Origin of the sequence: Hymenobacter properus (genome assembly GCF_015694735.1) — a bacterium.
GTDB classification, from domain to species: Bacteria; Bacteroidota; Bacteroidia; order Cytophagales; family Hymenobacteraceae; genus Hymenobacter; species Hymenobacter properus.
Genome location: NZ_JADQDP010000003.1, coordinates 719,864 through 732,804 on the forward strand (window position 1 = coordinate 719,864; position 12,941 = coordinate 732,804).

12 protein-coding genes are annotated in these 12,941 nt (G+C 62.8%); 9 read left to right on the top strand and 3 right to left on the bottom strand.

Features of this window, described 5'->3' with window-relative positions; all coding sequences use genetic code 11:
* The first annotated feature begins 92 nt into the window (after positions 1 to 92).
* The 5 genes from I2I01_RS14985 to I2I01_RS15005 all read left to right on the top strand — a co-directional run bounded on the left by I2I01_RS14985 (position 93) and on the right by I2I01_RS15005 (position 4,125).
* Positions 93 to 1,037 (top strand): cation diffusion facilitator family transporter, encoded by a 945-nt coding sequence (locus I2I01_RS14985; protein WP_196287284.1) that lies wholly within the window; start codon positions 93 to 95, stop codon positions 1,035 to 1,037.
* A 79-nt stretch (positions 1,038 to 1,116) separates the two neighbouring features.
* On the top strand, positions 1,117 to 2,367 hold the full coding sequence (locus I2I01_RS14990) for an MFS transporter (protein ID WP_196287285.1): 1,251 nt from the start codon (positions 1,117 to 1,119) through the stop codon (positions 2,365 to 2,367).
* Positions 2,368 to 2,506: 139 nt separating this feature from the next.
* Entirely contained in the window at positions 2,507 to 2,953 is a 447-nt protein-coding gene (locus I2I01_RS14995) for a DUF6526 family protein (RefSeq protein WP_196287286.1), read from the top strand.
* A gap of 107 nt (positions 2,954 to 3,060) precedes the next feature.
* On the top strand, positions 3,061 to 3,363 hold the full coding sequence (locus I2I01_RS15000) for a DUF4286 family protein (protein WP_196287287.1): 303 nt from the start codon (positions 3,061 to 3,063) through the stop codon (positions 3,361 to 3,363).
* A gap of 171 nt (positions 3,364 to 3,534) precedes the next feature.
* Positions 3,535 to 4,125: an arylesterase gene (locus tag I2I01_RS15005; RefSeq protein ID WP_196287288.1), complete on the top strand. Its 591-nt coding sequence runs from the start codon at positions 3,535 to 3,537 to the stop codon at positions 4,123 to 4,125.
* Between the two features lie 117 nt (positions 4,126 to 4,242).
* Here I2I01_RS15005 and I2I01_RS15010 read toward each other — a convergent pair whose 3' ends face one another.
* The gene (locus tag I2I01_RS15010) at positions 4,243 to 5,163 is read right to left on the bottom strand and encodes a DUF72 domain-containing protein (protein ID WP_196287289.1); all 921 of its coding nucleotides are present in this window, start codon (positions 5,161 to 5,163) and stop codon (positions 4,243 to 4,245) included.
* A 346-nt stretch (positions 5,164 to 5,509) separates the two neighbouring features.
* Here I2I01_RS15010 and I2I01_RS15015 point away from each other — a divergent pair, with 346 nt between their 5' ends.
* From I2I01_RS15015 to I2I01_RS15030, 4 genes are all read left to right on the top strand, one after another.
* Positions 5,510 to 6,400, top strand: a complete 891-nt coding sequence (locus I2I01_RS15015; RefSeq protein ID WP_196287290.1) for a septal ring lytic transglycosylase RlpA family protein — start codon at positions 5,510 to 5,512, stop codon at positions 6,398 to 6,400.
* 158 nt (positions 6,401 to 6,558) lie between these two features.
* Positions 6,559 to 9,006, top strand: a complete 2,448-nt coding sequence (locus tag I2I01_RS15020; RefSeq protein WP_196287291.1) for a penicillin acylase family protein — start codon at positions 6,559 to 6,561, stop codon at positions 9,004 to 9,006.
* A gap of 40 nt (positions 9,007 to 9,046) precedes the next feature.
* A complete protein-coding gene (locus tag I2I01_RS15025) occupies positions 9,047 to 9,490 on the top strand; it encodes an energy transducer TonB (protein WP_196287292.1) in 444 nt (147 codons plus the stop codon).
* A gap of 121 nt (positions 9,491 to 9,611) precedes the next feature.
* Complete coding sequence (locus I2I01_RS15030; protein WP_196287293.1) at positions 9,612 to 10,673, top strand: TonB family protein; 1,062 nt, start codon at positions 9,612 to 9,614, stop codon at positions 10,671 to 10,673.
* Between the two features lie 103 nt (positions 10,674 to 10,776).
* Here I2I01_RS15030 and I2I01_RS15035 read toward each other — a convergent pair whose 3' ends face one another.
* Positions 10,777 to 11,091 (bottom strand): hypothetical protein, encoded by a 315-nt coding sequence (locus I2I01_RS15035; protein WP_196287294.1) that lies wholly within the window; start codon positions 11,089 to 11,091, stop codon positions 10,777 to 10,779.
* A gap of 190 nt (positions 11,092 to 11,281) precedes the next feature.
* On the bottom strand, positions 11,282 to 12,856 hold the full coding sequence (locus I2I01_RS15040; RefSeq protein ID WP_196287295.1) for a DUF1501 domain-containing protein: 1,575 nt from the start codon (positions 12,854 to 12,856) through the stop codon (positions 11,282 to 11,284).
* Positions 12,857 to 12,941 lie beyond the last annotated feature (85 nt).

Here is a 12,941-nt window from a genome sequence, read left to right on the forward strand (position 1 = left end):
CAGTCGGCAGCGCCCAATCGGGTGCTTCCACGGGTTGGCGCACCGAAAGCTTGGCCGTTTACGTTCTTGCGTAGCGCCCACGCTTTCCCGCCATGCCCCACGACCATTCTCACGCCGGCCACCAGCACGCCGCCCCGCCGCCCGGCGGTGGCTTCAACGCCGCCTTTGCCATTGGCATTGGCCTCAACCTGGCCTTTGTGGTGGCCGAAACCATCGGCGGCTTCTGGGCCAACTCCGCCGCCCTGCTCTCCGATGCCGGCCACAACCTGAGCGACGTGCTGAGCCTGGCTCTGGCCTGGGGCGCCGCCTGGCTGGCGGGCCGCCCGGCCACCCAGCGCTACACCTTCGGCTACCGCGGGGCCACCATTCAGGCCGCGCTGCTGAATACAGCTCTGCTCTACGCCGCGCTGGGCTTCATCCTTTGGGAAACCATTGACCACCTGCGCCATCCCGAGCCCGTGAACGGCCGCTGGGTGATGGTGCTGGCCGGCATCGGCATTCTGATAAATGGGGTCACGGCCCTGCTCTTCCGTAGCGGGCAGAAGTCCGACGTGAACGTGCGCGGCGCCTACCTGCACATGCTCACCGATGCGCTAGTGAGCGTGGGCGTGGTGGCCGGCGGCGGCCTCGTGCTGCTCACCGGCTGGACCTGGCTCGACCCGGTTATCAGCTTCATCATCCTCGGCATCATCGCCTACAGCTCCTGGGGCCTGCTGCGCGACAGCCTGCGCCTGGGCCTGCAAGCCGTACCCGACGGCATCGACCCCGCCGCCGTGCGCGCTTGGCTGCTAGCCCAGCCCCAGGTCGAATCCGTGCACGACCTGCACATCTGGAGCCTCAGCAGCTCGGGCCACGACGCGGCCCTCATGGCCCACCTCGTGCGCCCCGGCGGCGCCGACGCCGCCTGGCTTGGGGCGCTCACGAAGGGACTCGAAACCAACTTCCACATTCATCACAGCACCGTGCAGGTGGAGGACGGCGCCCTGCCCGGCGGCTGCCACAGTCATTGTGAAGCGCCGGAAGTAGCCCACAAGTAGTGTGGACTTTTAGTCCGCGAGTATTGAATTTAAGCAGCTTCTGGCCTCGCGGACTAAAAGTCCGCGCTACATTTCGGCCATGCAAGCCTCCCACCCCACTAAAAATACCGTTTTCACCGCTGCTGTCATCGTGGCGGCGCTGGGCTATTTCGTTGATATCTACGACCTGATTCTGTTTAGCATCGTGCGCGTCGGCAGCCTCACCTCGCTGGGCGTGGTGGGCAAGGAAGCCCTCAAAACCCAGGGCGAGTACCTGATTTCGATGCAGATGGGCGGCATGCTGCTCGGCGGCATCCTCTGGGGCATACTGGGCGATAAGAAGGGCCGCTTGTCGGTGTTGTTCGGCTCCATCCTGCTCTATTCGCTGGCCAATATTGCCAACGGCTTTGTGCAAACCCTCGACCAATATGCTTGGCTGCGCCTCATTGCCGGCATCGGCCTGGCTGGCGAGTTGGGCGCGGGCATTACCCTCGTGAGCGAAAGCCTGCCGCAAGACAAACGCGGCTACGGCACCATGATAGTGGCCACCGTGGGCGTGAGCGGCGCCCTACTCGGCTATTGGGTAGGCGACCGGTGGGGCTGGCGCAATGCCTACTTTGTGGGCGGTGGCCTGGGCCTGGCTCTGCTGCTGCTGCGCGTGAGCGTGTTCGAGTCGGGTATGTTTCAGAAGGCACAGGCGGCCGCTCACGTCAGCCGGGGCAACTTCCTGAGCCTGTTCACCAACGGCCCCCGGCTCGGGCGCTACCTGCGCTGCCTGCTCATTGGGGTGCCTCTGTGGTTTGTGGTGGGCATCCTCATCACCTTCGCGCCCGAGTTTGGCGAGGCCCTGGGCGTGCAGCCGGGGCCGGCGCCGCTGTCGGCCGGACTGGCCGTGTTCTGGTGCTACTTCGGACTGGTGTTTGGCGATTTTGCCAGCGGGGCGCTCAGCCAGCTGCTGCGCTCGCGCAACCGCGCCTTGCAGCTCTTCCTGGCCTTTTGCACCTTAATGGTAGGCATCTACCTGTTCGGCCTGCACGGCGTTTCGCAGACTGTGTTTTACGCCGTGTGCTTCGCAATGGGCATTTCGGTGGGCTTCTGGGCTTTGTTTGTGACGGTGGCGGCCGAGCAGTTCGGCACCAATCTGCGGGCCACCGTAGCCACCACAGCCCCCAATTTCGCGCGCGGCTCGGTAGTGGCGCTAGTGCCGGCCTTCCGCTGGGCCGAGGCGCACTTGGGCGGCCGCCTGCCGGGCGCGGCGGCGCTGGGCGGCCTCTCGTTGCTGGTGGCTTTCTGGGCCGTGAGCACCCTGCCCGAGAGCTTCCACAAAGACTTGGACTACGTGGAAGAATAGGCTCAACCTCGGCCCGCGGCCTTCGTTAGCACAAGCAGCTCAAGCATCAGCGGCCGCACCGCGTCTTTGGTCTCGGTAACTCCGATTTTTAGTCGGAGTTCTTTCTAACCTGTTTTCGCCTCTCATTCCGCCTCCGAGCATGGCCACGCCCACCAAAAACACCCCCATGTATTACCCGTGGCACCATTTTGTGCTGCTTCCGCTGGCCTTCCTCATAGCCGGCTACGCCATCACGCGCTACATCAAAGTGGCCGGCGAAGACGACCAGATAGCCCGCCTGTGGTTCACGGTAGCGGCATTGGCCATCATCGGGCTGGGCGTGCTGGTGATGCTGCGCCAGCACTACGCCCTGCAACTGCAGGACCGCATCTGCCGGCTCGAAGTGCGCCAACGTTATTTTGAGGTGAGCGGGCAGCGCTTCGCCCCGCTCGAAAAGCAACTCACCCTCAAGCAAATCCTTAGCCTACGCCTGGTCGGCGACGCCGAGTTGCCCGCTCTGGCCCAGGCCGCCGCGACCGAAAAGCTTTCGCCCAAAGACATTCAGGCCCGTATTACCGATTTTCAGTTTGACACCATGCGCGTGTGATATTTCTAGTTGTTAGTTGCCTGTTGTTAGTTGTCAGGGCCTTTAGCATACCTGCCGCTGCGCCATTTTAACTAACAACAAGCAACCAACAGCCGACAACTAAACTCATGATTCTCTACAACGTCACCAGCAGCATCGACCCGGCCGTGGCCGACGAATGGCTCGACTACATGCGCACCACCCACATGCCCGAGGTGATGGAAACCGGTTTTTTCATCAAAAGCCAGCTCCTGCGCCTGCTCAACGAGGAAGACAACGGCATTACCTACGCCGCCCAATACTACTGCCTCAGCCTGGAACAGCTCGAAGGCTACCAAACCGTGTGCGCCCCCGCCTTGCGCGCCGACATGGACAAGCATTTCGCCGGCCGCTACCACTCCTTCCGCACCATGTTGGAAGTGGTGGAGTAAGCCGGCCGATGTTGAGCAGAACGTCATGCTGGGCGTAGCCGAAGCATTTATAGCGCGCAACGTAATCATTTACTCTTGCACGCGAGATGCTTCGGCTGCGCTCCGCATGACGTTTTTTTTAGCAGGCCGTTCCGGCACGAAACCCTTCGCTGCACTGTTAAAAAAGACGATATGAAAAACATCATCTTCTTCGGCGACAGCCTCACCGCCGGCCACGGCCTGCGCGCTTCCGAAAGCTTCCCGTCGCTGCTCCAGCAGCGCCTCGACGAGCAAAACCTTCCTTATAAAGCCTACAACTACGGCGTGAGCGGCGAAACCAGCGCCGGCGGCCGTCAACGCCTGGCCTCCGTGTTGGCCCGCCACCCGGTCGACGTCTTCGTGCTGGCCCTGGGGGCCAATGACGGCATCCGCGGCATTCCGGTGCGCGAAACCACCCAGAACCTGCAGTTCATCATCGACGCCGTGCGGCGCCAGTACCCGCAGGCTCAGCTCGTGCTGGCCGGCTTGGAATTTCCCTTCGACCTCGGCCCACTCGGCGGCCACCGCCTGGCGCACTACGCCGCCGAATTCAAAGCCCTGTTCCGTACCCTAGCCGAGAAAAACAGCCTGCCCTTTGTGCCCTTTCTGTTGCAAGGCGTGCTGGGCCGCCGCGAGCTCAACCTCCCCGATGGCGTGCACCCCAACCCCGCCGGCCAGAGAATCTTAGCCGAGAACGTATGGCAGGTGCTGGGGCCGCTGCTGACGCAGCCGGTTAGCTTGTAGCCACAACCGCCTGTCATCCTGAGCGCAGCGAAGGACCTTATCACGCTAGACCAATTGGTTCTGACGTGGTAAGGTCCTTCGCTGCGCTCAGGATGACAAACAATTTGAGGTTAGCCCTCAAAACCCAAACAGATTTCCCTGCACGGGCTGGGGAATGACGAACGGTGGCGGCACCACAATGCCCGTCAGCCCCTTCACCTTTTCCAGGAAATACTGCGCAAACACCGGGGCGTGGCGCACGTCCTTCTGGTGAATGAAGAAGTAGATGTCGTGCACGCCCTGCGCCACCCAGGCGGCCAGGCGTTCGGCCCAGGCGTCGGCGCGCTGGTAGTCGGTGCTGTGCAGGCCGTGGCCGTTGAAGCGGATAAAAGCTACGGGCGTGGTCAGGCGCATGGGCAGCACGTCGCGCCGGCCGGCCACGTCGGTTATCACCAGCGTCTTGTTCAGCGCTTCGAGGGTGGCGAACACGGCATCGGCCAAGCCTTTATCGGCGAACCAGCGCGGGTGGCGCAGTTCTACAGCCAGCGGTATGGTATCAGGGAAGTCGAGTAGGAAGCGTTCCAGCCGCGGCAGGTGCTCGGGGCCGAAATGCGGCGGCAGCTGCAGGAAAGCCCAGCCCAGGTTATCGCCCAGGCCCTCAAAGGCCCGCGCCATCGTCACCACCAAATCATCGGCCTGAAACAGCTCCCGCTCGTGGCTGATGCTGCGCGGCAGCTTGGGGCAAAACTTGAACTTCGGCCCTACGGCTTCGCGCCAACGCCGCACCGTGGTAGCGTCGGGAATGCGGTAGTGCGTGGTATTCAGCTCGATGCTGTTGAACTGCTGAGCGTAGTAGTGCAGGTAGTCGGGCTCCTTAATGCCGGCCGGGAAGTAGCTGCCCAGCCACTCCTTATTGGTCCAGATGGGGCAGCCCACGTGTAGGCGGGCGGGCGCGGGCTGCGTGGGGCGGGCCTTGGCCAGCACGCGGGCCGTTTCGGGGTGGTCGGGCGGCAGCCGGAAATCAACGTAGCGCAGGTCGGGCAAGCGGCCAAAATCCATGGGGCAAAGGTAGGGTTAGGCCGCGGCGGGTTAGCACGGGCCATACAAAAAAAGCTGGACTTGTGCAACCGGGTTTCAAAGATGGCCGGCCGGGCGATGCCCGAATTTTACACCCGTCGCATAATCTAATTTTGGCACCTGCGCAATGGCAAAGGCCGGTTTTGGCAAAATATAGTTTGAGATAATCTCACGGCTACTTTTCGGCCCAACATGAAGATTAATTAAATGCAAGTTTTATAAGAAAAGGACAATTTTAATTCCAATTGGCTTAGTAGTCGGATGGGAAAATTAGCAATTGGCTAGACGGGTAGGCCTATGTTTGTTTTGCTCACCATCTGCAAAACGCATGATTTTATTTCGTCGCTCTGCTTTACTCGTCCTTTCCAGTTGCTTCTTTTTTCTGCTGTCGTTTTTGAGCGCTCCGGCGCACGCCACCACCCGGCGCACCACCAAAAGCACGGTAGCATCTGCCCCTAGCGTTAGCACCACCGTGCTGCGCGGCCGGGCCTCCTGGTACGCGAGTAGCTTTCAGGGCCGACGCACCACCAGCGGTGAGCGCTACAACCGCAACAAGTACACCTGCGCCCACAAAACCCTGCCCTTCGGCACCCGCCTGCGGGTCACGAACGTGAAAAACGGCAAATCGGTGGTGGTGCGCGTGTCTGACCGCGGCCCCTTCCGTCACCAGCGCATCCTCGACCTGTCCGAAATTGCTGCCCGCCCGCTGGGCATCACCGAGTGCGGCGCCGCCACCGTGGTGGCCGAAGTAGTGGCCGACGAAACGCCCCTGGGCCCCGCTACCACGCCCGAAAACCTGGCCGCCCTCTACGCCGCCGACCCCGACCCCGAGGCTGCATTCACCACTTATTCGGTATCCACCCTCCCGGCCGTAAATGCCGACTCGGCTAGCGTGGACGCACACGGCGCCCTCATCGCCGCCTCCGGCACTGCCAAATCTAAAGTCATCAGCACTGCCGAAACGGTGAATTGCCCCGCTGGCTTCCTCATCCAGGCCGGCTCCTTCGTGGATGCGGCCAATGCCACGGCCGTGCAGGCCCGCATCAAAGCCCTGATGCCCGAATTGAAAGTGGAAATTGCCCAGGAGCTGCTCGACGGCCGCCAGCGCAGCCGCGTGCTCGTGGGCCAGTTTGGCGAGAAGCCCGAGGCCGAAGCTGTGCGCCAGCAGCTGCTGCTCTGGGGCATCGGCGGGCTGGTGCGCGAGGTGGCGCTGCGGTGATTTGGTTATTTGTTGTTAGTTGTTAGGCCACTTGCTTAAAAAGCGGCATTCAGTTGATGGCAACGGTTTTTGCAAAGGCCAATTGGCGACATTGTCGTTAATTGGCCTTTGCTTTTGCTCAAACCCTAACAACTGACAACGAGCAACTGACAGCGAATATGATTAAAGCCCTGTTGGCCCTGGCCGCCAGCCTTGCGCTCGTGTGGGCGCTGAACACCAAGCACGGCGACGTCCCCCCGTTTGGCAAGCTGCTGAGCCCCTACCGCGGCTTCTGGCAAAATGGCGAGACGACTGGCGACTTCCCGGCTCAGCAAACCCTGACGCTGCCCGGCCTGCAGGCTCCCGTGACCGTGCGCTACGACGACCACCGGGTGCCGCACGTTTTCGCCCAGAACGACCACGACCTGTACTTCGCCCAGGGCTACCTCACGGCCCGCGACCGCCTCTGGCAGATGGACTTCGTGACCCACGTGGCCGCCGGGCGGCTGGCCGAAATCGTGGGCCCGGCCCGGCTCGAAACCGACCGGTTTTTCCGGCGCATGGGTTTGCCCTTCGGCGCAGCCAACTCGCTGAAGGTGATGCTGGCCGACCCCACCACGCGGGTGGTGCTGAACTCGTATTCGGATGGCGTGAATGCTTACATCGGCCAGCTCACGCCTAAGTCGTTGCCTTTCGAGTACAAGCTGCTCGACTACCAGCCCGAGCCCTGGGAACCGCTGAAGTGCGCGCTGCTGCTCAAATACATGGCCTGGGACCTGAGTGGCCGCACCGACGACCTGCGCATGAGCAACATCCTGCGCAAGTACGGCCCGGCCGTGACCAAGGACCTTTTTCCGGACTACCCCACGCGAGAAGACCCCATTGTACCCGTAGGCACCCCGCTGGACTTCAAGCCGCTGCCTGCGCCGCCGGTGCCAAAGTCGTTTGAGGCGGCCTACGCGGCCCAGCAACTCCGCGATGAGCCCGACGCCGAGCTGGGCTCCAACAACTTTGCGGTGAGCGGCGCGAAGTCCGCCTCGGGCTACCCGCTGCTGGCCAACGACCCGCATTTGCAGCTCAACCTGCCCAGCATCTGGTATCAGGTGCAGCTGAACGCGCCGGGCGTGAACGTGTACGGCGTCACCATTCCGGGCGCGCCTACGGTTATCATCGGCTTCAACGAGCAGGCCACCTGGGGCGTGACCAACGTGGCGGCCGACGTGCTCGACTTCTACCAGCTCAAATTCAAGGACAACACCAAGCGCGAGTATTGGCACGACGGCCGCTGGAAACCCGTGCGCCGCGTGGTGGAGCACATTAAGGTGCGCGGGCAGCCCGACCGGCTCGACACCGTGCTCTATACCCACCACGGCCCGGTGGTGTATGATAAGGACGAAAAGCCCTTCCTGAACCAGACGCCCATTGCCCACGCCATGCGCTGGACGGCCCACGACGGCGCTAACGAAGTCCTCACCTTCTACCAACTGAACCGGGCCCGTTCCTACGCCGACTACAGCGCTGCGCTGGCCAACTACGGCTCGCCGGCTCAGAACTTCATTTTTGCGGACAATGCCAAGGACATTGCTATCTGGCCGAACGGCAAGTTTCCGCTGAAGTGGCGCGACCAGGGCAAATTCATCCTCGACGGCACCGACCCGGCCTACGACTGGCAGGGCTGGATTCCGGCCGCCCAGAACCCGCACGTGAAAAATCCGGCGCGCGGCTTCGTGAGTTCAGCCAACCAGTTTTCGGCCGGCCCCGACTACCCCTATTACCTGAACTGGACCTACGCCAACTACGAGCGCGGCCACCGCATCAACGAGCGGCTGGCGGCCATGAGCCAGGTGACACCCGACAGCCTGCGCCAGCTCCAGAACGACGTGCTTGACCTCAACGCCCAGCTTATACTGCCGCGAATGCTGGCGCTGGTGAGCGAGCCCGGCGCTACGCCTCCCGCCGCCAATTCGCCCGAAGGCCGGGTACTGGCCGAAATGCGCCGCTGGCGTTACCAGTACTCCGCCGACGCCATTGGACCCAGCGTGTTCAATCTGTGGTACAACGACTTGGTGAAACGGCTCTGGGACGACGATTTTCCCATTACGCCTACTGGACTGGCCTACCGCTACCCCGCCCGCGACCGTACCAACAACCTGATTCTGAGCGAGCCTACTTCGCCCTGGATTGACGACCACCGCACACCGGCCAAGGAAACGCTGCCGCAGCTGGCGCTGCAGAGCCTGCATTTCGCCACCGATTCGCTCACCCGCAAGTTCGGGCCGCTGTCGCCCAAGTGGCGCTGGGCCGCCCAGAAAAGCACCGACATTTTGCACCTGCTTCAGCTTCCCGGCTTCGGGCAGATGGACGTGGACTGCGGCGGCGGCGCGGGCATCGTGAACGCCACCTCGGAGCGCAACGGGCCTTCGTGGCGCATGGTGGTGGCGCTGGGCCCGCAGGTGAAAGCCTATGGCGTGTACCCCGGCGGGCAGAGCGGCAACCCCGGCTCGCCGTTCTACAACAATATGTTGGAAACCTGGCGCGTTGGTCAGCTCGACGAACTAGTTTTTCTGCGCTCGGCACAAGAGGCCAACCCACGCGTGGCCACCGCCTGGACCCTGCAAGCGAAATAAATTGATGCCAAGCCAGACTATGAGAGTCAAGGCCCTCCCTTTGCTAGCATTGTTAGGCGCCATTGCGCTGGCGGCTGCCCCTGCTTCTGTTGCGGCGCAGGGCTCACCCCAGCCCACTATTTCCACCGAGCCCTCGAAGGTGTACACCAACGTGGAGCAGATGCCCCAGCTGCCCACGGGCGGCGGCAGCAAAGCATTGGTCGAAGGCATTCAGCGCTACATTCTGCGCACCAACCCGGCCGTTGCCAGCAGTGCCAGGGGGCGTGTGGTGGTCGCCTTCACCATTGGCACCGATGGCCTTTTCAAGGACGGCTACATTGATTCGGGCATCGGCGGCGGGCCCGACGCTGCGGTGCTGGCGGCAGTGCGCAAGATGCCGCGCCTGCTACCCGGGCGGCAGCAGGGCCAGCGCGTGCCCGTGCAGATGCGCCTGCCCATTACGTTCCCGATAGTTGCTGCATCCGAGCAACCTGCGTCTAAATAACCGCTTTGGCGGGGTATTGACAGTCATTTTCGGCTTGCAATACCTTTGCAGCATGGACGTTCGCCTTTTCAGAACCGCTTTCTGTGTTGCCGGCCAAGCCGGGTTGCGTCCGGCGCTGCTTTTGCTGTTGCTGCTTGGGATGGTGCGCCCGGCTGCCGCGCAATTCTACAGCCCCTACGCCCTCGATACCACGCAGGTATTCAGCTACGTGGAGCAAATGCCTACCCTGCCCGGCGGGGGCGGCAACCTGGCCCTGGTAAAAGCCGTGCAGAAGCTCGTGCAGCTGCCCGCCGAGGTGCGCGAGGGCCGCACCGAGGGCCGGGTGTTTGTGCGCCTCGTGGTGGGCGTGAGCGGAGTGGGCCGGCAGGCCGCCGTGGTGCAGTCGCTCAACCCCGCCTGCGACGCGGCTGCGCTCGCCGCCGTGAAGCGCCTGCCCCGCCTCGTGCCGGGCTACTACGGCGGGCAGCCGGTGGCCACTTTGCTCACCCTGCCGGTTATGTTCCTGTCGCCGCGCCACGTGTTTGCCGCCAACGAGGTGGCCCGGCCGGCGCAGTTCCCTGGCGGCGAAGCGGCGCTGGAGCAATACATTCAGAAGAACCTGACAGTGCCCGCCGAAGTCCGCCAGCGCGACTTGCAGGGCCACGTGGCCGTGCGCGCCGTGCTGAAAGCCGACGGCCGCGTGGGCGCCTGCGAAGTGCAAAGCTCCCTGTGCGCCAGCTGCGACGAAGAAGCCCTGCGCCTGGTGCGCGCCATGCCGCGCTGGCAACCCGCCCTGGGCTACGACGACCAGCCCGTGGCTGTGCATCAAACGCTCAACATCTGGTTCCGGCCGCCGGCGCCGCCCGCGGGCACCGCGCCGCCCGTGCCCGAAAACCAGGTATACAGCCAGGTAGAACAGATGCCCACGCTGCCCGGGCGCACCGGCCCTACGGCTGTACAAGCAGCTTTGCAAGAACTGATTAACTACCCCGAACACATCACCAACGGCGAAGGCCAGGTCAGCTTCGTGGTCGAGCCCGATGGCCGGGTTACCCGCCCCGTGATGCTCAGCAGCATCAGCGGCCCCGTCGACCAGGCTATTCTGGCAGCGGCGCTGCGCCTGCCCCGGTTCGAGCCGGGCCGGCTGCGCGGGCAGGCCGTGGCCGTGCGGTTGGTAGTACCCGTACTGGTTAATATTCGCTAGAAGCTATTTGCGTAAAGAAGCGAAATATTGCGTCTTTACGTTTTTATGGGCACAAAAAAAGCGGCTCCGGGTGGGCGCCGCTTTTCAGGGTTCGGGGTCGAACCTATTTCTTATCTTGGTTGCCGCCGATTTGGCGCTTGCCGTCCCGGTCGCTCACATCTTTAGCTTCGCCTTCGTGGTCGTCATCGGTGGCACGGTTCACCAGTATCACGGCCACGGCGGCGATGGCGGCGATGCCGAGAATGGTTTGGGTGGGCGACAGTTTCTGGGCCACTTTGCGCAGCAGCACGCCGCCGTTCTTCAGCAGGTCGTCCATGTGCTCGTGGTTGCCCTGGAATACGTGGTAAGCACTCTCAAAGGTCCGGGCGAGGTCTTCGGGCAGAATTTTTTCCAGTTGTTGTTCGATTTGCGCTTCCATAAAAGAAGGAATGATTGAAGGAGGGAATGAAAGGAAACGAGGCCTGCGCCCCGGAAAATCCTCTACGCAAAACCGTTGGCTACGTCTAGCTTTCCAGCCACTTTTCCATAAAATAACCGGCAATTGATTGGGTTAATGACCTTGCAGTCAACCAAATCAATTGCCGGTTATTTGTTTATACTCGCCCGGCTTACTCCACCACCACAATGCGTGAGCCTGTGCGTTGGGCTTCGCGCACCTGGCAGTGGTAGGCCCCGGGGGCCAGGCCGCTTAAATCAAGCGGTAGGAACTGGGGGCCGCTGGCCAGCGTGCGGTCCACAGCGCGGCGCACCTCGCGGCCCAGGGCATCGAGCAGCACCACTTGCACGTGGCCCCCGGCGCTTTCGTAGGCCACGGTGGTGCGGCCATCGCGCGCCACCGGGTTCGGGTACACCGTGAAATCGGCCACTTCCGCCGCTTTAGTAGTGGCCAGGGCGCCGGGCCGCAGCACGGGCACGTAGGGGAAGCTGCGGCCAAAGAGCTGCGTAAGCGTGGCTGGCGTCACCCGGAACCAGTCCTGCAAAATGCTGGTATAGATGCTCCGGAAGTCGTACAGCATGTTGATGTTGTCGTTTACGCCCGCGTTGGCAGGCAGCGTGGGGTTGGCACCGTGCACGATGGGGTTCACCTTGGTGCCGAATACGAACAGCGGGGCAGCCGCTCCGTGGTCGGTGCCCAGGCCGGAGTTGGACTTGATACGCCGGCCAAATTCCGAGAACGTCATGCCCACCACCCGGTCTTGCACCGCGAGGCGGCGCAGGTCGTCCTGGAAGGCATTCACGGCCTCGGCAATCTTGCCCAGCAGCGTGGCGTGGGTGCCGGTGGTGGTGCCCCCGGTGGCGGGTACCTGCAAGGTGTGCGTATCGAAGCCGCCCAGGTTGCACACGTAGATGCGCGTTTGCAGGCCGCCAGCCACCAGTTGGGCCACTATTTTGAGCTGGTCGGCCAGCGAATTCTGGCCGGCTGTGGGGTAGAGTGGCGAGAGATTTTGGGCCCGCCCGGCCGCTGCCTGAATGGTGGTGGTGTACACCTGCGTCTGGCTCACCACCTGCCGGATGAAGGTCAGCTCGTGGCCGGCGGGCGTGTTTGGCGCCGCGTCTACCCCGCCGCTAAGCAACTGGTAGAAAGACGACGTGCTGGCAATGGCCATGCCCATGTTCACGCTGGGGCCCTGCACGCAGTTGCTCACCACCGAGCCGATGCTAATGGCCAGCGGGTCGGGGTTCTGGGTATTGGGGTAGCCGGTGGGGAAGCCGGGGTACTCGCCGTCGAGGTAGCGGCCGGCCCAGCCGGTGTTCCAGGTCACGTTGGAGTCGGAGCCCGAAGTCCAGATATCGGTGGCCCGGAAGTGCGAAAAGTTAGGACTGGGGTAGCCCACGCTCTGCACCACGCCCAATTGCCCGTTCTGATACATGTTCTGCAGCGAGGCCATGGCGGGGTGAATGCCTGTAGCCGTGGTCAGTTGCAATACCTGATTCTGAGGCAGCGCGATGTTGGAGCGCGCGGCCATCAGGGCCGAATATTGGTCGAGTGGGATAATCATGTTCAGGCCATCGTTGCCGCCCTGCAGCTGAATTATGACCAACACTTTATCCGACTGGGTGGTAGCATTGGTGAGGGCCGCCAGCTCGGGCGAGTAGCCGTAAGCGCCCACCGGCATCCCGCTCAGGAAAGCCGTGCCTGCAGCGGCCGCAGCCGTGGTTTGTAAAAATTCGCGACGTTTCATGGAGTTGGAGCGAACCTGTCATTGCGAGTGGAGCGCCGCAAAAAGCGGCAATCAGTCTTGTCAATGCCAGACACTTGTAAAGAAG

Excerpts from the sequence above, each read along its gene's own strand:
- I2I01_RS15040 (WP_196287295.1), bottom strand. The coding sequence starts at position 12,856 with ATGAAACGTCGCGAATTTTTACAAACCACGGCTGCGGCCGCTGCAGGC.
- I2I01_RS14985 (WP_196287284.1), top strand. The coding sequence starts at position 93 with ATGCCCCACGACCATTCTCACGCCGGCCACCAGCACGCCGCCCCGCCG.
- I2I01_RS14990 (WP_196287285.1), top strand. The coding sequence starts at position 1,117 with ATGCAAGCCTCCCACCCCACTAAAAATACCGTTTTCACCGCTGCTGTC.
- I2I01_RS15020 (WP_196287291.1), top strand. The coding sequence starts at position 6,559 with ATGATTAAAGCCCTGTTGGCCCTGGCCGCCAGCCTTGCGCTCGTGTGG.
- I2I01_RS15000 (WP_196287287.1), top strand. The coding sequence starts at position 3,061 with ATGATTCTCTACAACGTCACCAGCAGCATCGACCCGGCCGTGGCCGAC.
- I2I01_RS15035 (WP_196287294.1), bottom strand. The coding sequence starts at position 11,091 with ATGGAAGCGCAAATCGAACAACAACTGGAAAAAATTCTGCCCGAAGAC.
- I2I01_RS15015 (WP_196287290.1), top strand. The coding sequence starts at position 5,510 with ATGATTTTATTTCGTCGCTCTGCTTTACTCGTCCTTTCCAGTTGCTTC.
- I2I01_RS15005 (WP_196287288.1), top strand. The coding sequence starts at position 3,535 with ATGAAAAACATCATCTTCTTCGGCGACAGCCTCACCGCCGGCCACGGC.
- I2I01_RS14995 (WP_196287286.1), top strand. The coding sequence starts at position 2,507 with ATGGCCACGCCCACCAAAAACACCCCCATGTATTACCCGTGGCACCAT.
- I2I01_RS15010 (WP_196287289.1), bottom strand. The coding sequence starts at position 5,163 with ATGGATTTTGGCCGCTTGCCCGACCTGCGCTACGTTGATTTCCGGCTG.